Origin of the sequence: Streptomyces fractus, assembly GCF_049844455.1 — a bacterium.
Taxonomy (GTDB): domain Bacteria; phylum Actinomycetota; class Actinomycetes; order Streptomycetales; family Streptomycetaceae; genus Streptomyces; species Streptomyces fractus.
This window is the reverse complement of record NZ_JBMYHI010000002.1, coordinates 9,388,037-9,407,224: the sequence shown is the minus strand read 5'-3', so window position 1 is coordinate 9,407,224 and position 19,188 is coordinate 9,388,037. Positions and strand designations below refer to the sequence as shown.

The 19,188-nt window shown below is 72.9% G+C and carries 19 protein-coding genes; 8 read left to right on the top strand and 11 right to left on the bottom strand.

Annotation, left to right across the window (positions count from 1 at the left end; all coding sequences use genetic code 11):
- Positions 1-80: 80 nt before the first annotated feature.
- Entirely contained in the window at positions 81-1,115 is a 1,035-nt protein-coding gene (locus tag ACP4E5_RS44895; RefSeq protein WP_425840676.1) for an NAD(P)-dependent alcohol dehydrogenase, read from the bottom strand.
- A 328-nt stretch (positions 1,116-1,443) separates the two neighbouring features.
- On the opposite strand from ACP4E5_RS44895, the gene ACP4E5_RS44890 reads away from it, so the two are divergent.
- Both ACP4E5_RS44890 and ACP4E5_RS44885 read left to right on the top strand, forming a co-directional pair.
- Positions 1,444-2,436, top strand: coding sequence for a Dyp-type peroxidase (locus ACP4E5_RS44890; RefSeq protein WP_425840673.1), 993 nt, complete (start codon positions 1,444-1,446; stop codon positions 2,434-2,436).
- Positions 2,437-2,441: 5 nt separating this feature from the next.
- On the top strand, positions 2,442-3,266 hold the full coding sequence (locus ACP4E5_RS44885; protein ID WP_425840670.1) for a family 1 encapsulin nanocompartment shell protein: 825 nt from the start codon (positions 2,442-2,444) through the stop codon (positions 3,264-3,266).
- Between the two features lie 4 nt (positions 3,267-3,270).
- On the opposite strand, the gene ACP4E5_RS44880 is transcribed toward ACP4E5_RS44885, so the two are convergent.
- The 5 genes from ACP4E5_RS44880 to ACP4E5_RS44860 form a co-directional block, all read right to left on the bottom strand.
- Complete coding sequence (locus ACP4E5_RS44880; RefSeq protein WP_425840667.1) at positions 3,271-3,774, bottom strand: FBP domain-containing protein; 504 nt, start codon at positions 3,772-3,774, stop codon at positions 3,271-3,273.
- A gap of 56 nt (positions 3,775-3,830) precedes the next feature.
- Positions 3,831-4,709 (bottom strand): universal stress protein, encoded by an 879-nt coding sequence (locus ACP4E5_RS44875; protein WP_425840664.1) that lies wholly within the window; start codon positions 4,707-4,709, stop codon positions 3,831-3,833.
- A gap of 45 nt (positions 4,710-4,754) precedes the next feature.
- Entirely contained in the window at positions 4,755-6,047 is a 1,293-nt protein-coding gene (locus tag ACP4E5_RS44870; protein ID WP_425840661.1) for a polysaccharide deacetylase family protein, read from the bottom strand.
- A gap of 208 nt (positions 6,048-6,255) precedes the next feature.
- A complete protein-coding gene (locus ACP4E5_RS44865) occupies positions 6,256-7,641 on the bottom strand; it encodes an FAD-binding oxidoreductase (protein WP_425840659.1) in 1,386 nt (461 codons plus the stop codon).
- A 141-nt stretch (positions 7,642-7,782) separates the two neighbouring features.
- Positions 7,783-8,232, bottom strand: a complete 450-nt coding sequence (locus ACP4E5_RS44860) for an ATP-binding protein (protein ID WP_425840656.1) — start codon at positions 8,230-8,232, stop codon at positions 7,783-7,785.
- A gap of 166 nt (positions 8,233-8,398) precedes the next feature.
- Here ACP4E5_RS44860 and ACP4E5_RS44855 point away from each other — a divergent pair, with 166 nt between their 5' ends.
- The 3 genes from ACP4E5_RS44855 (at position 8,399) to ACP4E5_RS44845 (ending at position 13,407) form a co-directional block, all read left to right on the top strand.
- Positions 8,399-10,357, top strand: a complete 1,959-nt coding sequence (locus ACP4E5_RS44855) for a hypothetical protein (RefSeq protein ID WP_425840653.1) — start codon at positions 8,399-8,401, stop codon at positions 10,355-10,357.
- Positions 10,358-10,456: 99 nt separating this feature from the next.
- A complete protein-coding gene (locus tag ACP4E5_RS44850) occupies positions 10,457-11,968 on the top strand; it encodes an SDR family oxidoreductase (RefSeq protein WP_425840650.1) in 1,512 nt (503 codons plus the stop codon).
- A 77-nt stretch (positions 11,969-12,045) separates the two neighbouring features.
- Positions 12,046-13,407 (top strand): cryptochrome/photolyase family protein, encoded by a 1,362-nt coding sequence (locus ACP4E5_RS44845; RefSeq protein ID WP_425840647.1) that lies wholly within the window; start codon positions 12,046-12,048, stop codon positions 13,405-13,407.
- Here ACP4E5_RS44845 and ACP4E5_RS44840 read toward each other — a convergent pair.
- The gene (locus tag ACP4E5_RS44840; RefSeq protein WP_425840645.1) at positions 13,382-14,380 is read right to left on the bottom strand and encodes a MerR family transcriptional regulator; all 999 of its coding nucleotides are present in this window, start codon (positions 14,378-14,380) and stop codon (positions 13,382-13,384) included. The two genes, ACP4E5_RS44845 and ACP4E5_RS44840, sit on opposite strands and share 26 nt — an antisense overlap.
- A 151-nt stretch (positions 14,381-14,531) precedes the next feature.
- On the opposite strand from ACP4E5_RS44840, the gene ACP4E5_RS44835 reads away from it, so the two are divergent.
- Both ACP4E5_RS44835 and ACP4E5_RS44830 read left to right on the top strand, forming a co-directional pair.
- Positions 14,532-15,134 (top strand): RNA polymerase sigma factor, encoded by a 603-nt coding sequence (locus ACP4E5_RS44835; RefSeq protein WP_425840642.1) that lies wholly within the window; start codon positions 14,532-14,534, stop codon positions 15,132-15,134.
- Between the two features lie 173 nt (positions 15,135-15,307).
- The gene (locus ACP4E5_RS44830; RefSeq protein WP_425840639.1) at positions 15,308-16,540 is read left to right on the top strand and encodes a GNAT family N-acetyltransferase; all 1,233 of its coding nucleotides are present in this window, start codon (positions 15,308-15,310) and stop codon (positions 16,538-16,540) included.
- 23 nt (positions 16,541-16,563) lie between these two features.
- On the opposite strand, the gene ACP4E5_RS44825 is transcribed toward ACP4E5_RS44830, so the two are convergent.
- The 4 genes from ACP4E5_RS44825 to ACP4E5_RS44810 all read right to left on the bottom strand — a co-directional run bounded on the left by ACP4E5_RS44825 (position 16,564) and on the right by ACP4E5_RS44810 (position 18,382).
- Positions 16,564-16,932 carry a peptidase inhibitor family I36 protein gene (locus tag ACP4E5_RS44825; RefSeq protein ID WP_425840636.1) on the bottom strand — a complete coding sequence of 123 codons (369 nt, stop codon included), beginning with the start codon at positions 16,930-16,932 and terminating at the stop codon, positions 16,564-16,566.
- Between the two features lie 22 nt (positions 16,933-16,954).
- Positions 16,955-17,473, bottom strand: a complete 519-nt coding sequence (locus ACP4E5_RS44820; RefSeq protein WP_425840633.1) for a hypothetical protein — start codon at positions 17,471-17,473, stop codon at positions 16,955-16,957.
- Positions 17,474-17,480: 7 nt separating this feature from the next.
- Positions 17,481-17,852, bottom strand: a complete 372-nt coding sequence (locus tag ACP4E5_RS44815) for a hypothetical protein (protein WP_425840630.1) — start codon at positions 17,850-17,852, stop codon at positions 17,481-17,483.
- 95 nt (positions 17,853-17,947) lie between these two features.
- Positions 17,948-18,382, bottom strand: a complete 435-nt coding sequence (locus ACP4E5_RS44810) for a hypothetical protein (RefSeq protein WP_425840627.1) — start codon at positions 18,380-18,382, stop codon at positions 17,948-17,950.
- Positions 18,383-18,627: 245 nt separating this feature from the next.
- Here ACP4E5_RS44810 and ACP4E5_RS44805 point away from each other — a divergent pair, with 245 nt between their 5' ends.
- Entirely contained in the window at positions 18,628-19,128 is a 501-nt protein-coding gene (locus ACP4E5_RS44805; protein WP_425840624.1) for a mycothiol transferase, read from the top strand.
- Positions 19,129-19,188: the final 60 nt, after the last annotated feature.

Sequence of the window (19,188 nt, the reverse complement as noted above, 5' to 3'; positions counted from 1 at the left end):
GGCTCCTGGGGGCGTAACGGGCGGTACGGGTCAGCCTATTGACCGCCCGTCAGCCCGTACACCCCCTCCCGGCGCCATCCCTACGGCACGATCACCGCGCGCCCGTTGATCTTGCCGTCGTGCAGCAGCTCGTACGCCTTGGGGGCGTCGTCGAGCGAGAACGTCTCGGTGTGCACGGAGACGGCGCCGGCCCGCGCCAGGTCGAGGACCTCGACGAGTTCGGCACGGCTGCCCCAGTACGGGGCGGTGACGTTGACCTCGAAGTTCGTGGCGCCGAAACCGACGGGCAGGGTGCCGCCGCCGATCCCCACGATCGTGACGTCGCCCTCGACGGCGGCGACAGCGCCCGCGGTCTCGACGGTGGGCTGGACACCGACGAAGTCGAAGACGGCCTCGGCGCCGCGCCCGCCGGTCAGCTCCTTGACCTTGCCGGCGGCCGCGGCGTCCGACAGGACCGCCTCGTGGGCGCCGACGGTCCGGGCCAGCGCGAGCTTGCCCTCGGACACGTCGAGCGCGATGACGCGGGCGGCGGTCATGGCGCGCAGCAGCTGGATGGCGACGTGGCCGAGGCCTCCGGTGCCGATGACGACGGCGGTCGAGCCGGGCACCAGCTTGGGCAGCGAGCGCTTGATGGCGTGGTACGGAGTGAGGCCCGCGTCGGTGAGCGGCACGGTCGCGACGGGGTCGAGGCCCTCGATCGGCGTCAGGTGCCGCGCGTCGTCGACGATCATGTACTCCGCCATCGAGCCGGGGGCGCCGAGTCCGGGCGGGCGGATGCCGAGCTCCTCAGCACGCAGGCAGTAGTTCTCCTTGCCCTCCGCGCACTTGGCGCAGGCGCCGCAGCCCCACGGCCCGTACACGGCGACCGCGTCGCCCTCCACGAAGCCGGTCACGCCGGCGCCGAGCGCGGCGACGGTGCCGACGCCCTCGTGCCCGAGGGTCAGCGGCAGTTCATACGGGAAGTTCTCGGCCGGCCAGCTCATCACGGCGATGTCGGAGTGGCACACGCCGGCGGCGGTGACCTTCAGGAGAACCTGGCCGGGGCCGGGCTCAGGGGTGGGGACGGTGACCACCTCGGGGGCTGACCCGATGGTCCGGTACTGCAGTGCCTTCATGGCTCGACTCCTTCGTCGCTCTCTCCGACCCCCGCTTCCCCACCGTAACTCGTTTACGTCTCAACGAGACACATGTCCCAATGGGACACGAGTAAAGAGACAAAAAAGGACCCCGACCGTACGGGGGAGAACGGTCGGGGCCTGGTTCAAAGTTTAACAGCATGTGGCCGGCGTCCGACGCCGGTTCGACGGCTGGCCGGGAGTGAGGTGGGACACATCACTTCATCTGCTCTTTAGAAGGTTCATTTCGGACGCGAGTGCCACGAGCCGCCGCAGCCCATATGGTGTCAACAGCCAACTGACGCCCTCCCTCGTCATCGGAGCACTCGTGGCCGAACCCCAGCCCGTCCTCCTCGCCCCTCCCGCGAAGGCCGCCGTCTTCCTGGTCGTCACGGTCGCGCCGGGCGGCGAAGCGGCCGTCCGCGACACGCTCGAGGAAGTGTCGGGGCTGAGCCGCTCCGTCGGCTTCCGCGACCGCGACGCCGCACTCAGCTGCATCGTCGGCATCGGCTCGACCGCGTGGGACCGCCTGTTCAGCGGTCCCAGGCCGCGCGAGCTGCGCCCGTTCCAGGCGCTCGCGGGCCCCCGGCACCTGGCCCCCGCGACCCCCGGCGACCTCCTCTTCCATCTGCGCGCGCGGCGCATGGACCTCTGCTTCGAGCTGGCCCGCGTGATCATCGGCCGGCTCGGCTCCGCCGTCACCGTCGTCGACGAGGTGCACGGCTTCAAGTACTTCGACGACCGCGATCTGCTCGGCTTCGTGGACGGCAGCGAGAACCCGACCGGTCGGGCCGCGGCGGAGTCCGTGTTCGTGGGCGACGAGGACCCGGACTCCGCCGCCGGCTCCTACGTCATCGTCCAGAAGTACGTGCATGACATGGCCGCATGGGAGGCACTGCCCGCCACGGAGCAGGAGAAGATCATCGGCCGCACGAAGACCGCGAACATCGAGCTGGACGACGACGTGAAGCCCGCCGACTCGCACGTCGCGCTGAACACGATCGTCGACGAGGACGGCACGGAGCGGCAGATCCTGCGCGAGAACATGCCGTTCGGCAGCGTCGGCCAGGGCGAGTTCGGCACGTACTTCATCGGCTACGCGCGCACTCCTGACGTCACCGAGCGGATGCTGCGCAACATGTTCCTCGGCGACCCGCCCGGCACCCACGACCGGATCCTCGACTTCTCGACCGCGGTCACCGGATGCCTGTTCCACGTGCCCAGCGCCGACTTCCTCGACGACCTGCCCGAGCCGCCGGCCGGCGCCGCCACCGACCCCGCCGTCGGCTCCCTCGGCATCGGCAGCCTCAAAGGAGCCTGAAGACCATGAGCACCGCCCCGAACCCCACCCCGAGCAACAATCTGCACCGCGAGCTCGCCCCGATCACGCCCGCCGCCTGGGCGGAGATCGAGGAGGAGGCGTCGCGCACCTTCCAGCGCCATGTCGCGGGCCGCCGCGTCGTGGACGTCACGGGCCCGGACGGCGCCGAGCTCTCGGCCGTCGGCACTGGCCACCTCGCCGAGATCGCCCCGCCGGCGCCGGGCGTGACGGCCCGCCTGCGCGCCGTGCAGCCGCTGGTCGAACTGCGGGTGCCGTTCACGGTGAGCCGGGAGGCCGTGGACGACGTGGAGCGCGGCGCCAAGGACTCCGACTGGCAGCCGGTGAAGGACGCGGCGCGCGCCATGGCCTACGCAGAGGACCAGGCGATCTTCGACGGGTACGCGGCGGCGGGCATCGAGGGACTGCGCGAGCGCACCTCGAACCCGGTCCTGAGCCTGCCGGCCGAGGCCCGCGACTACCCGGACACGATCAGCCGGGCCCTCACCGCGCTGCGCCTCGCCGGTGTCGCGGGCCCCTACGCGCTGCTGCTGGGGGCGGACGCGTACACGGCGGTCAGCGAGACCTCCGACCACGGCTACCCGATCGCGAACCACCTGGGCCGGATCCTCGACGGCGAGCTGATCTGGGCGCCGGCACTGAACGGGGCGTTCGTGCTTTCGACGCGCGGCGGCGACTTCGAGCTGCGGCTCGGCCAGGATCTGGCGATCGGTTACAGCGGGCACGACGCGCGCGGCATCGAACTGTACTTCCACCAGACCCTGACGTTCCTGCCCTACACGGACGAGGCCGTGGTCGCGCTCAAGGCGTGAGCCCTCAGCGCCCCTGGATCTTGGCGACGAACGCGTCCAGGTTGCCAAGCGCCCGGTCCACACGCTCGTCCAGCGTGAGGGACTCCTCGTAGCGGCCCGCGCGCAGCTTCGGCTGCTTCTTGCCGCGCAGGTACAGGGAGCAGGCCAGGTCGGCACAGACGTACAGGCCGACCGTGTTCCCGTCGCGGCCGCGGGCACCCGCCAGCGGCGCCGCGAACAGGGAGACACCCGACGAGGCGTGTCCGGTGAGGCAGATCTGACACAGGCTCGACTTCATCGCGCTGGTGCGCCCGCTCTGCGGGACCCGCAGGGTGATGCCGATCGGTCCGTCGTCCGTGGGGCGCACGAGGTGCGCGCGCAGCGGCGCGCCCGGGTCCACCCAGCCGAGGAAGTCCAGGTCGTGCCAGGGCAGCTCGGCGAAGTCGAGGGGCAGCCGCATGCGGGTCGCCTCGCCCTTGGTGCAGTTCACGAAGGACGAGCGGATCTGTTTGTCGCTGAGTGGTTCCACGTCCTGGACCTTACAAAGCCGCTCGCCGATCATGCATCCCGATATCCGCGCACCGGTCAGCCGGCGTGCGGGATCACCGCCACCGGGCACGGCGCGTGGTGCAGCACCGCGTGGGCGACCGAGCCGATGCGGGAGCCGATCGCGGTGCGACGCGCGCGGCGGCCGACGACGAGCAGCTGGGACTCGGCGGCCACCGAGAGCAGTACCTGTCCCGCGCTGCCGATCTCTACGTGCTCGCGGACCGGCACATCCGGGAAGCGCTCGCGCCACGGGGCGAGCGCCGCGCCGAGGGCCTTCCGCTCGTACGGTTCCATGCCGCCCGCGTCGTCGAGCAGGGCGAACGAGCTGGGGCTGTAGGAGAACACCGGCGGCAGGCTCCACGCGCGCACCGCCCGCACGGCGACGCCGCGGGCCCGCGCGGTGGTGAAGGCGAACTCCATCGCGGCGGCGCTGTCCTCCGGTTCGCCCTCCTGTCCGACGATCACGTCGCGGGCGCTCGCCTCGGCTGGCGCCGCGTCGTCCGCGCGGACGAGGACGACGGGCCGCTCGGCCTTGGCGATCACCTGCTGGCCGACCGAGCCGACGATGAATCCGACGATCACGCCGTGCCCGCGCGATCCGAGCACCAGGGACTCCCCGTCGCGCGCGGCCGCCACCAGGGCCTCGGCGGGCCCGTCCCCGTCGAGGACGTCGGTGGTGACCGCGAGGCCGGGGTGGCGTTCGGCGATCTCCTGCTCGATGTCCGCGAGCAGATCGCCGGCCCACTGCGTGAGCGCGGACTCGTCCGCGGCGAGCGCCAGGCTGTCGGGGGCCGGCTCGCCCACGTGTACCAGGCGCAGCGGCAGTCCGCGCCGCACCGCCTCGCGCGCCGCCCAGGCTGCCGCCGCCGCGCTCTCGGGGGATCCGTCCACTCCCGCGGTGATGGGCCGGGTCATCGCACCGCCTCCTCGTCTGTCCGGTCTCGGATGGTGAGCTGTCCGTCAGTGGGCTGTCTGTCCGGGAGCGCCCGCTCTACTCGTCGCCCGGGGCGTCGCCGGGCTCTTCGACGGTCGCAGATACCGGTTCCAGCCGCCTGCCGGACGCTCTCCCACCTGGAGCGAGCGCAGCCGGGCGAGGACGGCCGGGTCCTGTGCGTCGAGCCAGTCGACGAACTGCCGGAAGGACACGAGCCGGACGTCGCCGCTGCCCGCCTTGTCGGCGATCCGCTTGAGCGCCTCCTCGACGGCGTCCATGTAGATGCCGCCGTTCCACTCCTCGAAGTGATTGCCGATGAAGAACGGCGCCCGGTTCGTCTCGTACGCGCGCTGGAACCCGGTGAGGTACGCCTGTGTGGCCTGGGTGCGCCAGCCCGGATAGTTGTACGAGGGGGCTCGGGTGGAGTTCTTCGACTGGTTGGCGAGGATGTTGTAGTCCATCGAGAGGACCTCGAAGCTGTGGCCGGGGAACGGGATGCCCTGGAGCGGCAGGTCCCAGATGCCGTGCCGCTTGTCCGGCCAGCGCTGGAGTCCGCCGGGTGAGGAGGCGTCGTAGCGCCAGCCGAGTTCGCGGGCCACGGGCAGCAGGTTCTCCTGGCCGAGCAGGCAGGGCGTGCGGCCGCCGATGAGTTCCTTGTCGTAGTCGAAGGGCAGCGCCGGCTGGTCGTGCCAGCCGGTGTGGGTGCGCCAGGACTTGACGAAGGTGCGGGCCTGTTCGATCTCGCTGCGCCACTGCTTGGGGCTCCAGTTGCCGACGGAGCCGGGGCCGCCGCAGAAGTGCCCGTTGAAGTGGGTGCCGATCTCGTGCCCGTCGAGCCACGCCTGGTGGACGGAGCGCAGGGTCTCCTTCAGGTGCGGGTCGCTGAGGTAGCCGATGTCGGAGGCCCCGACGGGGTTTCCCGGCGGCTGGTAGCGCCGCTTCTGCGCCTCGGGCAGCAGATAGAGCCCGGACAGGAAGAAGGTCATGCGGGCGTCGTGCTGCCGGGCCAGTTCGAGGAAGCGGGGGAACAGGCCGTTGCCGACCTCGCCCGCGCCGTCCCAGGAGAAGACGACGAACTGCGGCGGCGTCTGGCCGGGTTCCAGCGCGGTGGGCGCGGTGGGCTGCTTCGGCTGCGCGCCGGTGTACGAGGTCGAGCCGTCGCCGATCAGCCGGGGCAGCGCCTTCTTCTTGGCGGGGCGCTCCGGGTGGCGGGCGGGGCCTGCCGGGGGCGGGCTCTCCTTCTCGCCGCCGCTCGTCCCGCATCCGGCGAGCGCGCCGGCCGCGGCGCCGAGGCCGACACCGAGCCCCAGACGTGCCACGCGTCTGCGGCTGATTCCAGTGGACCGACCGGATTCTTCGAACTCCATGGGCAACCCAATCCGCGCCCCGGGCGGGGGCGTTGTGCGTCCCCCCGCACGGACACCGACCCCCGCACCGTAGGGCGGATAAACGGACAATTGCCTCATTTAGGGCGGCGTGCCGTGGAAAGGGGTGCCACGTGGTGGGCTGCCGGGAGAGGGCGGCTCCTCAGTCCTCGCCGACGACCTTGCCCGGGTTGAACAGGTCCAGCGGGTCCAGGGTCTCCTTCACGGCCCGCTGCAACGCGCAGACGGCGGGCCCGAGTTCGCTGCGCATGCCGCCGCGCTTGAGCAGGCCGACACCGTGCTCGCCGGTGACCGTGCCGCCCGCGGCGATCGCGGCCTGAAGGAGTTCCTCGAAGGCGGCCTGCGCGGCGACCCGTTCGGCCTCGTCGCCCGGCTCGGTGATCAGGAGCGGGTGCAGATTGCCGTCGCCCGCGTGCGCGATGGTCGCGATGCGCACGCCGTGCCTGCGCCCGATCTTCTCGATGGTGGCGAGCATCTGCGGCACGGCGGAGCGCGGCACGCACAGGTCCTCGGTGAGCACCGGCCCGAGGCGCTCCAGCGCCGGATACGCGAGGCGCCGTACGTCGAACAGGGCCTCCGCCTCGACGGCGTCGGTGGACTGCTCGGCCCACAGCGCCCCCGCCTCGCGGAAGGCGTCGGCCACCGCGCTCGCCTCGGCCTCGCCCGCGTCGCCCGGGGCGTCGACGCGGGCGAGCAGCATCGCCTCCGCGCCCGGTTCGATGCCCAGGTGCTTCCAGTTCTCCACGGCCTCCATGCAGGCGCGGTCGAGGAGTTCGAGGGCGGCGGGCGCGAGGCCGCGGCTCGTGACGAGGGCGACGGCGGCGCCCGCCGCGACGAGGCTGTCGAAGTTGCCGACGACGGTGCGCGGCTCGGCGGCCGGCGCGGGCCGCAGCTTCAGCGTGATCTCGGTGATGACGCCGAAGGTGCCCTCGGAGCCCACGAACAGGCTCGTGAGGTCGTAGCCCGCGACGCCCTTCGTGGTGCGCCGGCCGAGCCGGACCCGGCTGCCGTACTCCCCCGCGGGCCCGCCCATGACGACTTCCATGCCGAGGACGTAGTCGCGGGTGACGCCGTACTTGAGGCAGCACAGACCGCCCGCGTTGGTGGAGACGTTGCCGCCGATCGTGGACCAGGGGGCGCTGGCCGGGTCCGGCGGGTACCACAGGCCGTGCTCGGCGACGGCGGCCTTGAGGTCGTTGTTGACGACGCCGGGCTGGACGACGGCGATCAGGTTCTCGGTGTCGATCTCGATGATGCGGTTCATCTTCGACACGTCGAGCACGAGGCAGCCGTCGACGGCGTTGGCCCCGCCGGAGAGGCCGGTTCCCGCGCCCCGCGTGACGACCGGTATCCGCCGGGCCGCGCAGGCCCGCACCACGGACTCGATCTCCTCGGCGGACGTGGCGCGCACCGCGGCGAGCGGCCGGCCCATCGGCGCCCACTCGGCGTCGTCGTGGCCGAGGGACGCGAGCACGTCCGGGTCGGTGACGAGGGTGCTGTCCGGGAGCGCGGCGGCGAGTTCGCCCACCGTGCCCCTCGTGTCTGCGGTGTCGATGTCGTCCTCCTGAACAGATGTCCCCGACCGGCGCGTTCACTGGTCAGGGACACCATGATGGAACACCGCTCCGCGCCGTCACACGGCGCGGGTCGCTCAAGGCGTGCGGGGCGTTCAGGAGGCGAGGGTCAGCACGGCGCGCACGCGCTTGCCGACCGGCACCTGCTCCACGGAGACGACGGCGAGCGCGTCCACGATCTCGAGGCCGTGTCCGCCGATTCGTGCCGGGTCCCGGGGGAAGCGCACCGGCACGGCGGCGCTGCTGTCGTAGACGGTGACGGTGACGTACCGCGAGGTCCCCTCGAGTTCCAGGACGAACGGGCCGGCGCTGTGCCGGTCCGCGTTCGTGATCAGCTCGCTGACGACGAGCAGGACGTCCCCGGCCGTGCGCGGGTCGACGTCGACGCACCACTCCTGGCGCAGCCGTGTGAGGAACACGGCGGCGAACCGCCGCGCGTCGGCCAGGCACCCCTCGTCGCCCGCGTAGTGGGTGGCCTGCATCAGTGGCCCGACTGCCTCGTCGAAGCCGGTGGGGAGCACTGCCCCCTCCATGTACTCGGTCATTCGTGTCTCTTTCACGCCTGCGGGACTCCGCGATGGACACCCGCAGCCTGCTGATACCCCGGTTGAGGCTGAGCAGTCCTGCCGGATTCAACCGGGTGACCGGCGATCCGGCCCGTCGTTTGAAGGACGACACCGCATCCCTTCGCACAACCGGGAGAGGCCTGCCATGCCCCGACTTCGCCGCGACAGCATTGTCCCCCGCTCGCGGACAGCCAGTGACCAGGCGGAGGCGGCCCTGCTCGAGCAGTACACCGGGCTCGTACGGCTGGCCTATCTCACGCTCCCCGCCGCCTTCACCCGCCACCGTCGGGTGCTGCTGGCGCACACCGCCGTCCAGCGCGCCCTGCCGGGGCGTCAGGTCTCCCTCGTGCCCGCGCCCCGCTTCCCCGGCGACGGGGCCGACACCGCCGCCGACTCGCTGCGCGTACGAATTCTGCGGACCGCCCTGTCCGTCGGGCACCGGCCGGCCGGCTGGCCCGGCGCGCTGCCGCCACCCCGCGTCCTGCTGCCCCGTCTCCCCGTCGTCTGGGGATTACGGCTGTTCCCGCGCTCCGGTGGCACAGAGGAGGTCGCGCTCGTCCGTGCCCTCGCGGGCGCGTCGGCCCCCGCGCGTGCCGCGTTCGTGCTCCGGCACATCGACTCCATGCGAGCGGACCGGGCGACGGCGCTGCTGGCCGCGGCCGGGGTGGCGGACGCCGGGTCGGCCGTGCGGGAGTCCGTCCGGCTCGACGCCGAAGCCGGGCCCGCCGCCGCGGCGTTGCTGCGCTCCCAGGAGTTCGACGCCTGCTCGGTGCAGACGCGTCCCACCGACCTGCTGCGCCGCGCACGGCGGACCCGCGCCGCACTCGCGGTCGGTGCCGTGGCCGTCGTCGCCGCGGCCGCACTGCTCGCCCCCGACTCCGACCCGGGCCGTCAAGCGCCGGGAGGGGACGCCCCGGTCCGGGCGTCGTCCGTATCCGGTGACCTGACTCGCGCCGGGCGGGACACCTGGGCCGACACCTCGCGGGTCGACTTCACGGCCTGGCCCGCGCGCGGTGACCGGACCGACGACACCGCCCTGCTGGACCGGGCGCTCGACGCGTGGACCGCACCCTCGGGCGCCGTACGCGTCAGCAGGACACCGGACACGCCCGCCGACGCGCCGCCGCGTGCCCCGCAACTGCTGTTCGCGGGCGATATCGACGGGCGCACCGTGGTTCTCCTCAGCGACGGCGAACGGCTGGCCCGCTACACCGCGCCGGTCGGCGACGGCCTGGCCGGCCTCGCGCTGGCCCGGGTCGACGACGCAGACGTGACCACGGCGGCTGCCGTCGTCCTCGACCGCGACCAGGGCTCCGCCCGCTATCTGACGGCGCCGTGGATCACTGATGTGACCACCCGTGACCTCCTGCGGCCCGACTCTCCGGGACGGCCGCTGCACGTGTCGGACGACGGGGTGACCGGTCCCGTGCCCGTCGCGCCGGCGGACGGCTGCGCGCGCCGGCCCGTGCTCCAACTGCGCTCCTCGCCGCGCATCGTGGAGAACCACTCCTTCCTCCTCGCCGACCTCGGCGGACTGTCGCCCGTGCACCTCACGTACACGCCGCCGCCGGGACACGGCACGCCTCCGCCGCGGCAGCCGCGCGAGGCCACCGGCGGCCAGGCGCTGGTCGCTTGGGCGCGGACGGCCTGCCGGATCGAGCCGTGGCGGGGCGGCGCCGTGCGCGCCGTGAACGCGTGGGACTTCGCCGAGCAGCAGCTGCCGAAGGACGCGGGCCGGGCCGTGTGGTCCTGTGTACGCGCCTCCACCTGGCGGGGGCCGGGCGATGTCGCTCTCCTGTTGCGGGCACCGGGCCCGGCCGCCGAGCCGGCGCGGTTGGTCGGCCGGGCCCGGGCCACGGCGGCGTGCAGCCGGTTCGGCCAGCACGTCGTGGCCGGCACCCGGTGGAGGTCGCGGGACGGCCAGTGGTACCTCCTGGCGGCGGGAAGTCGCGCGGTCACCCGGATCGAGGCGAGCGGTGCGGTGACCACGTCCCGCCGGGGCCGCACCCTGGCTGTACGCGCGCCCGAGCACGGCACGGTCCGGGTCGCCGCCCGCCTGGACACCGGGGAGCCGCTGAAGGAGGCGGCACCCGGACAGCCCTGACCGTGCGGGCCTGCTGCATCCACCGCGCTGTTGATGCGGAAGTCGGTCATGGGGCGGACGGTGGTGGAGTGATGGACAGGGGGCGAGCGAGGGAGACCCATGGACGCGGAACGTGCCGGGCAGCGGTGCCTGGTCACCGGGGCGAGCGGCTACATCGGCGGCCGCCTCGTGCCGGAACTGCTCGACGCGGGCCATCACGTGCGCTGCCTGGCCCGCTCCCCCGCCAAGCTCCGTGATCACCCGTGGGCCGGCGACGTCGAGGTCGTGCGGGGCGACGTCACGGACCGCGACTCGCTCGGCGCCGCGCTGGACGGCATCGACGTCGCGTACTACCTGGTGCACGCGCTCGGCACCGGCAAGGACTTCGAGCGCACCGACCGCGAGATGGCGACGGCCTTCGCCGAGGAGGCCCGCCGGGCAGGCGTGCGGAGGATCGTCTATCTGGGCGGCCTGACGCCCGCGGGCGTGCCCGAGCGGGAGCTGTCGCCGCATCTGCGCTCGCGGGCGGAGGTCGGGCACATCCTGCTGGCCTCCGGCGTGCCGACGACCGTCCTGCGGGCGGCAGTGATCATCGGGTCGGGCTCCGCGTCGTTCGAGATGCTGCGCTACCTGACCGAGCGCCTGCCGGTGATGGTGACGCCGAGCTGGGTGCACACGCGGATCCAGCCGATCGCGGTCCGCGACGTGCTGCGCTGCCTCGTGGACAGCGCGGCGATGCCGTCGCGGGTGTCCCGCGCCTTCGATGTCGGCGGCCCCGACGTGCTCACCTACCGCGACATGATGCTGCGGTACGCGGAGGTGGCGCGGCTGCCGCGGCGCGTCGTCGTCGGGGTGCCGATGCTCAGCCCCGGCCTGTCGAGCCACTGGGTCGGCCTGGTGACGCCCGTGCCCGCCTCCATCGCCCGCCCGCTCACCGAGTCGCTGCGCCACGAAGTCGTCTGCCACGAGCGCGACATCGAGGAGTGGGTGGCGTATCCGCCGGGTTCCCCGATCGGGTTCGAAGAGGCGGTGCGGCTGGCGCTGCGCCGCGTCCAGGAGGCGCAGGTGGTCACGCGCTGGTCGTCCGCCGCGCTGCCCGGCGCGCCCAGCGATCCGCTGCCCACCGACCCGGACTGGGCGGGCGGCAGCCTGTACACGGACGATCGGGAGCGGCTCGTCGAGGCCTCGCCGCAGCGGCTGTGGGACGTGGTGGAGGGCATCGGCGGGGAGCACGGCTGGTACTCGTTCCCCTTGGCGTGGGCGGTGCGCGGGTGGCTCGACCGGTTCGCGGGGGGCGTGGGGCTGCGGCGCGGGCGGCGGGACGCGGCGCGGCTGCGGGTCGGCGACTCGCTGGATTTCTGGCGGGTGGAGGAGATCGAGCCGGGCCGGCTGCTGCGGCTGCGCGCCGAGATGCGGTTGCCGGGTCTGGCCTGGCTGGAGCTGTCGGTGGAGCGGGCGGACGGCGGGCGCTCCCGCTACCGTCAGCGGGCGCTGTTCCATCCGCACGGTCTCGCGGGCCAGGCGTACTGGTGGAGCGTGGCGCCGTTCCACTCCGTGGTGTTCGGCGGGATGGCCCGCAATATCGCGGCCACGGCCGAGCGCGGTCCCGGCGGGGGCGCCCCGTGCGGGTGATCGTGCATCCGTGGGCGGCCTCGGCCGGGAAGGCCTGACGTAGCCCGCTCGCCTCCCTGCCCACCAGGAGCCTTTCCGTGCGTGTCCACGTCGTCCTGTTCACCTCCGATCTCCGGGTGCACGATCACCCGCCGCTGCGGGCGGCGTTGACCGCGGCGGACGCCGTGGTGCCGCTGTTCGTCCGGGACACGGGGGTCGCGGGGTTCCTCGCCCCGAACCGGGAGGCGTTCCTCGCCGACTGCCTGCGGGACCTGGACGCGGCGCTGCGGGAGCGGGGCGGGCGGCTCGTGGTGCGCTCGGGCGCCGTCATCGACGAAGTGGCGAAGGTGGTGACCGAGACGGACGCGTGCACGGTGCACGTGGCGGGCGGTGTCTCCGCGTACGCGCACCGCAGGGAGGACCGGCTGCGGGACACGCTGCACCGCCTCGGCTGCGACCTGGTGGCGCACGACGGGGTCGTCACCTGCGTTCCGCCGGGCGCCGTCACGCCCGGCGCCCGGGATCACTTCGCGGTGTTCACGCCCTACCACCGGCACTGGGCCCAGCACGGGACGCGGGCCGTCGTGCGGGCGCCGCGCGCCGTCCGGGTGCCCGACGGCGTCGGCGGCGAGGTGCTGCCCGAACGGGCCGATGTGGCGGGGGTGTCGCCCGGGCTCGCCGAGGGCGGCGAACGGGCGGGCCGGGCGCTGCTGACCTCGTGGCTGCGTTCGGGGATCGCCGCGTACGAGGACCGGCACGACGATCTGGCGGGCGACGCGACCTCGCGGCTCTCCCCGCATCTGCACTTCGGCACCGTCGGGCCCGTCGAGGCGGTGCATCGGGCGCGCGCGGCGGGTGGCCCCGGCGCTGAGGCGTTCGTGCGTCAGCTGGCCTGGCGGGACTTCCACCACCAGGTGCTGGCGGCGCGCCCCGACGCCGCGCACGCCGACTACCGCACGCACCACGACCGTTGGCGCCGCGCGCCTCGGGAGGTCGAGGCATGGCAGGAGGGGCGGACGGGATACCCGGTCGTGGACGCGGCGATGCGGCAGCTGCGCCACGAGGGCTGGATGCACAACCGGGGCCGGCTGCTCACCGCGTCGTTCCTCGTCAAGACGCTGTACGTGGACTGGCGGGTGGGCGCGCGACATTTCCTGAGCCTGTTGGTGGACGGCGACGTCGCGAACAACCAGTTGAACTGGCAGTGGATGGCGGGCACCGGCACGGACAGCCGTCCGAACCGGGTACTCAATCCGGTGACGCAGGCCAAGCGGTACGACCCGGACGGCGCCTACGTACGGCGCTGGGTGCCGGAGTTGGCGGACGTCGCGGGCTCCGCGGTGCACACGCCATGGAAGGCGGCCGGCCTCGACCGGGCCGCCCTCGGCGACTATCCGGACCCGATCGTCGACCTGCCGGACGCTCTTGCCCGGTTCAGGCGGGCCCGGGGGCTCGACTGACCTCCGGGTAGTGGCGCCCGATCTGGTCGAGGGCCTGCGGCAGCGTCACCGGATGCAGCGCGCCGCGCACACCACGGCCCGCCCAGCCGGGCCCCGCCAGCATCACCGCGGGCTTGCCTCGGGCGCCGCGCACGCCCCAGCGGGTCTCGGCGAGGTGCCGGGCCAGCGGCAGGCTCGCGGTGGATCGGGCCTGCGCCCACAGCACGACGACGCGCGGCCCGATCCGACGGACCGCGGCCGACACCGCCTCGACGGGCACGGCAGCCCCGAACATCCGCTGCGGCACGCCCAGTTGGCTCAGCCCGGCACTGAGCGCCTCCAGGGCGAGCACGTGCTGTTCGGCGGGGACGCAGGCGAGGACCAGCGGCGGCAGCTCAAGGGTCGACTCGGCGGGGGCGGCGGCGCGGTGCAGGGTACGCGAGACATGCCAGGACAGCAGGTGCTCGACCTCGACGTACCGGTCGCCCGCCTCCTCCCACTTGCGGCCCACCGCGTGCAGCACCGGCGCCATCACGTCCTGCCAGGCGGTGACGAGGCCGTGCTGCGCCACGGCTTCGGTCAGCAGGTTCTGCACGGTCGGCGCGTCCATGCGCGTCGCGGCGCGGGAGATGCCCCGGCACTGGCGCTCCAGCGTGGCCGGCTCGGCGGGCGCGGCCGGTGCGGGGCGCTGGAGCGGCAGCCCGGCGGGCTCCGTCGCCAGTCGTTTCCCCGCGAGGAGCGCGGCCTCGGCGGGCGGCAGGCCCGTCGTGGTCAGCCGGCACATCTCCTCGACGACCGCGATGTCCTCGGCGGTCCAGCGCCTGTGGTGTCCCGCCGAGCGCTGCGCGGGCCCGAGCCCGTAGCGGCGGTCCCAGCTGCGCAGGGTCGTCGGGGAGACCCCGAGCCGCCTGGCGAGGGCGCCGGTGGTGACGCCCGCCTCCGCTGACGCCGCTCGTGGTTCTGCCGCGTCGCGCACGTTCCGCCCCTCGTCCATCGGCCCACGATACGACGCACAACCGATGCGGGTTGTCGTGCGGCGGGAGTCGTTTCCAGGATGACCGGGCCGTGACCCGGGAGCGCTGCGCGCGTCCGGTCCTGGCCATCACGAGTCGAATTCCGGATCGTTTCGAGGAGTTGACGGGGCGTTGAGGATCCCAGGGTTGCTGGCGCGGGACATCGACCCGCGCGAGGTGTCGGAGACCGCCCTGGCGGACGGTCTCGCCGCGGGGGATGTCGCCTGCCTCGCCGAGGTGTACCGCCGTTGGGCGCCGCTGGTGCGGGGCCTGGCTCAGCGGGCGCTCGGTGACCGCTCGGAGGCGGAGGACGTGATGCAGCAGGTGTTCCTCGCCGCGTGGCGCGGCCGGTCCGGGTACCGGCCCGAACTCGGCCCACTGTCCGCCTGGTTGACGGGCATCGCGCGGCACCGGGTCGCGGACGCGCTCGCCGCCCGGAGCCGTCGCGCGGCGCTGTTCGAGGCGGCGGCCGGTCGGCACGCGTCCTCGGTCGGCCGCGAACCCGCGACCGACGCCGGCATGGACGCGGTCGTCGAACGCCTGGTGCTGTCCCAGGAGTTGGCGCGCCTGCCGAGCACCCAGCGCACCGTGCTGCGTCTCACGTTCTACGAGGACCTGACGCAACCCCAGATCGCCGAGCGCACCGGTTGGCCGCTCGGCACGGTCAAGAGCCATGCCCGACGCGGCATGCGGCGGCTCGGCGACAGGCTGCGCGGCCGGGGCGAACCCGGGTGAGATTCATCGGGCCCGGGTGCATCCGTCCGGCCCCTTCGGACGGAAGCCCGGGTGTGCGGCGCACGAGCGCGGCCGCACGCACCAGGGCGGCCCGGACCCCGCCGCCCGCCCATCTCAACGGAGTCGGTGCCGCTGAGGTGGGTACCGGCGGGGCGCCGCTACAGTCGATGATCATGATCATTGGTTCCGTCCGCCTCCGCGACGTTCCCGAGTCCGACATCGACCGCGCTCTGGCGCTCGCCCATCTCGTCTTCCACGAGTCGCCCGACGACGAACGCCGCAAGCAGCAACAGCAGATGCTGTCCGGCTGTCTGCGGATCGGCGCGTACGACGGCGAAGAACTGGTCGGGTTCGCCGCGGCGCATCCCTTCACCGTCTCCGTGCCGGGCGGCGCCGACCTGCCCTCCCCCGGCCTGTCGTACGTCTCGGTCGCGCCCACGCACCGCAGGCGCGGCATCCTGTCCGCGATGATGGCCGAGCTGTTCTCCCGCTGGGCCGAGCAGGGCGCACCGCTGGCGGCGCTGTGGGCGTCCGAGGCGTCGATCTACGGCCGGTTCGGCTTCGGGCCCGGCACGTACGGGGCGACCGTGGAGATCGACTCGCGGCGCGCGCTGGCGCTGCGTATTCCGCCCGACGAGCGTCCGCTGCACCTGCTGGACGCCGATTCGGTGCCCGCCGTGCTCGCGCCGTACTTCGAGAGGACGCGCGGGCTGCGGGCGGGCCGGCACGCGCGCACGCGGGCGTGGTGGCGCGAGCAGTGGATGGCGCGGAAGGACGAGGAGGACGAGCACCTGTCGCCGCCGCGCGTGGTGACGCTCGGCGACCCGCTCGCCGGTTACGCGATCTACCGGACGAAGCCGGGCGTCTGCGTCAGGGATGTGCCGGGCCTGGTGAGCGTGGAGGAGCTCGAGGCCGACGGGCCCGAGGAAGCGGCGGCGCTGTGGCGGTATCTCACGGACATCGACCTGACGGGCACGGTGCGCGCGTACGGCAGGGCCCTCGACGATCCCCTTCTGCTGTTCGCGGCCGACCGCGACCAGGTGAGCGTGAAGAGTCTCGAACCGGCGCTGTGGGTGCGCCTGGTGGACGTGCGCGCGGCGCTCGCGGCCCGCGCGTGGGCGGCGCCCGTGGATGTGGTGCTGGAGGTCCGTGACGCACGGCTCCCGGCGAACGCGGGGACGTTCCGCCTGATCGCTTCGCCGGACGGCTTCTCGTACGCGCCCACGGAAGACGCCCCCGACCTAAGTCTGGAGGCCCGCGATCTGGCGACCGCGTACATGGCGGCGACGCCGGTGGCGGCGCTGGTGCGCGCGGGTCTGGTGACGGAGCACACGCAAGGCGCGGCGTCGATGCTCGACGCCGCGCTGCGCACGGAGCTAGTGCCGCACACCGGCGACACGTTCTGACCTCACCTCACTGTGACGGGAGTTCAGCACTCCATGGTCCACGTGTGGGAGTCGCCGCTGTCGTTGGCCCAGCCGTTGGACGGGATCTCCTGGCCGGGCGACAGACAGACGGTGCCGAAGCCGACGAGGCCCGGGTTCTCGTAGACCTGGACGTGGTCCTTGATGCCTGGTCCCGAGATTCCGTGGTTGGCCCAGGAGGAGTCCTCGTCCTGGATTCCGTCCTCCCAGTCGTGGTCGTCGCCGGACCAGTTCCAGCGCATTCCGGTGTAGTTGGCGTCGGTCCAGGCGCAGAACTCGCCGCTGGGGCACTGGGCCGCGAACGCGGTGGCGGGGAGCGCGGCGCCGCCGAGGGCGAGGACCGCGGCGGTGACCAGGGCGATCGGGTGCTTCATGTGGTCTGTTCTCCTTGCTGGGTCAGTGGGTGGGGATGTGCAGCACGCGGTTGGACGCGTCGAGCGCGCGGGCCCGCAGACGCTGCCAGTCGGTGAGTTCGGCGCGGTGTCGTGCGCGCACGGAGGCGAGGCTGAGGTCGCGGTGGGCGGCCTCGGGCTTGAGGTTGTTGACGACGGTCGACACCTGGAACCAGCGCTTCTGGTCGCCGTAGAGGGTGCGTTGGGCGGCGGCCAGGCAGCCGTCGGTGTGGGCGCGTACGGGGATGCCGTTCGCGAGGGTCAGGGAGAGTTCGGCGGGCGGCCGGCCGAAGAGGGCGGCCGCGACACGCTGTTCCTCCGCCCGGTTCGCCGGGCGCTGTCCCGGCCGGGGCGGTGTGAGGCCCTGGCGGGTGAGGCAGCGGTCGGTGAGGGCCTGGGTCGCGGCCCCGATGGTGTCGTCGGGTGTTCGGGAGGGCCTGTCGGTGTGCTCGGTGGTGCAGCCCGTGAGCGGGAGCAGCAGGGCGCAGGCCAGGACGGTGAGGGCGCGGGTTCGGCGGTTCATGGCGGGCTCAGCCCTGCTCGCACCCCATGGTGGTGTCGGAGACACCGTCGAGTTTTCCGGCCCACTCCCAGTTCTCCGAGTAGTCGTCGCGCCGGATCTCCCGGTAGACGCAGCCGGTCGAGGTGTAGCTGATGGCGTAGACGGTTCCCGTGACCTTGGAGTCGAACGAGGCGGCGTGGCGCGCCGTCCCGTTCTCCGCGTCGGCGTAGCCGGGCGGTCCGTAGCACCAGGCCTGGCCGTGCATGCCGATCTCGGTCCAGAAGCAGACCTGGCCGGGCGGTACGGCGGCGGGCGCGGCGGAGGCGGTGGGTGCGAGGGAGGTCGTGGCGCCGCCGAGGAGGGGGAGCGTGAGGGCGAGGAGCACGGATCTGTGCTTCATGAAGGGTTTCATTGCGTGACCCCGGAGTGATCGTTCTTAACTGAGCGTGATCAGACTGCCCCGGAGTCGGTGCGATCAAGCGCCGTTCACCCTTGTCAGTGACTATTGGTAACTGTCATACGACGCCGTGGGCCGCGACGGCGCGGCTGGGTGCGGGCCATGCGGACCGCGTCGACGGACTCGGCGAGGAGTTCGTACTCGGTGGTGTCGTCGCGGGTCACGATCCTGACGAGCCGCCCGGAGGCCAATTCCTCCGCGATGTTCTCCTGTTGGTCCGCGTCGGCGCACCAGGTCCGCAGTTGTTCCGGCACATCGGGTGCGTCATCGGCCATGGGCGTCAGCGCACCCTCGGGTAAGTGACTCAGGCCGGGGCGCGGGTCGAGGCGGTCGGCCATCCACATGGCCCGGTCGCGCAGCCACCACAGGGCCAGCGCGAGCGTGGGGGCGCGATATGTGCCGAGCGGAACACCCACGCGCCGGCCGCCGCAGATTCCGTACGCGGTGACATGGCACAGGAATTCGTCGTGCACGGTCTCCCCCATTGTCTGGCGCCCGACTGCATTGACTGTTGTGCCAAACGATCAGTGATCCACCGCAACGGCGATTATTGACAGGGCAATTGGCCCGTGGGACGCCGCTCACGAACAACGTTCAACCGTTCCCCTGTCAAGTATCGGCACTTGGGAGGTGGTGTCACCATGGCTTTCACGCCAGTCTCCGGGCATATTCACGGCGTTCGTTGGCCGAAATCCCCGGCGTCGGGGAGACTGCACGCATGCGCTCACATGACGTACTCGTGGACGGTTACCACCGTATTCAGGAAGAGGTGCACGCGGCCGTCGAGGGACTTTCCGTCGACGCGCTGCACGAGCGCCCCGAGGACACGGCGAATTCCATTGCCTGGCTGATCTGGCACCTCACCCGCGTTCAGGACGACCATGTCGCCGACGCCGCGGGGCTGGAGCAGGTGTGGCTCGCGGGCGGCTGGGCGGAGCGGTTCGGTCTGCCGCTCGCCGACTCGGACACCGGGTTCGGGCACACGCCGAAGCAGGTCGGCCAGGTGCGGGTCGCCTCGGGCGAGCTCCTCGTGGGCTATTACGACGCGGTGCACGAGCAGACGATCGGGTTCCTCGGCGGCCTGAAGGACGCCGATCTCGACCGCGTCGTCGACGAGGGCTGGGATCCGCCGGTCACCCTGGGGGTCCGGCTCGTCAGCGTCCTCTCGGACGACCTACAGCACGTGGGGCAGGCCGCCTACCTGCGCGGACTCAGCTGAATCCTCCGACCTTCCACCTTCCTCAGCGGCGCCGGACCTCCCGTCCGGCGCCGTTCCCGT

Bases quoted from the DNA above. Each gene is read 5' to 3' on its own strand.
- ACP4E5_RS44885 (WP_425840670.1), top strand. From the start codon at position 2,442: ATGAGCACCGCCCCGAACCCCACCCCGAGCAACAATCTGCACCGCGAG.
- ACP4E5_RS44860 (WP_425840656.1), bottom strand. From the start codon at position 8,232: ATGACCGAGTACATGGAGGGGGCAGTGCTCCCCACCGGCTTCGACGAG.
- ACP4E5_RS44830 (WP_425840639.1), top strand. From the start codon at position 15,308: ATGATCATTGGTTCCGTCCGCCTCCGCGACGTTCCCGAGTCCGACATC.
- ACP4E5_RS44895 (WP_425840676.1), bottom strand. From the start codon at position 1,115: ATGAAGGCACTGCAGTACCGGACCATCGGGTCAGCCCCCGAGGTGGTC.
- ACP4E5_RS44875 (WP_425840664.1), bottom strand. From the start codon at position 4,709: ATGACCCGGCCCATCACCGCGGGAGTGGACGGATCCCCCGAGAGCGCG.
- ACP4E5_RS44855 (WP_425840653.1), top strand. From the start codon at position 8,399: ATGCCCCGACTTCGCCGCGACAGCATTGTCCCCCGCTCGCGGACAGCC.
- ACP4E5_RS44825 (WP_425840636.1), bottom strand. From the start codon at position 16,932: ATGAAGCACCCGATCGCCCTGGTCACCGCCGCGGTCCTCGCCCTCGGC.
- ACP4E5_RS44815 (WP_425840630.1), bottom strand. From the start codon at position 17,852: ATGAAGCACAGATCCGTGCTCCTCGCCCTCACGCTCCCCCTCCTCGGC.
- ACP4E5_RS44840 (WP_425840645.1), bottom strand. From the start codon at position 14,380: ATGGACGAGGGGCGGAACGTGCGCGACGCGGCAGAACCACGAGCGGCG.
- ACP4E5_RS44820 (WP_425840633.1), bottom strand. From the start codon at position 17,473: ATGAACCGCCGAACCCGCGCCCTCACCGTCCTGGCCTGCGCCCTGCTG.
- ACP4E5_RS44850 (WP_425840650.1), top strand. From the start codon at position 10,457: ATGGACGCGGAACGTGCCGGGCAGCGGTGCCTGGTCACCGGGGCGAGC.
- ACP4E5_RS44805 (WP_425840624.1), top strand. From the start codon at position 18,628: ATGCGCTCACATGACGTACTCGTGGACGGTTACCACCGTATTCAGGAA.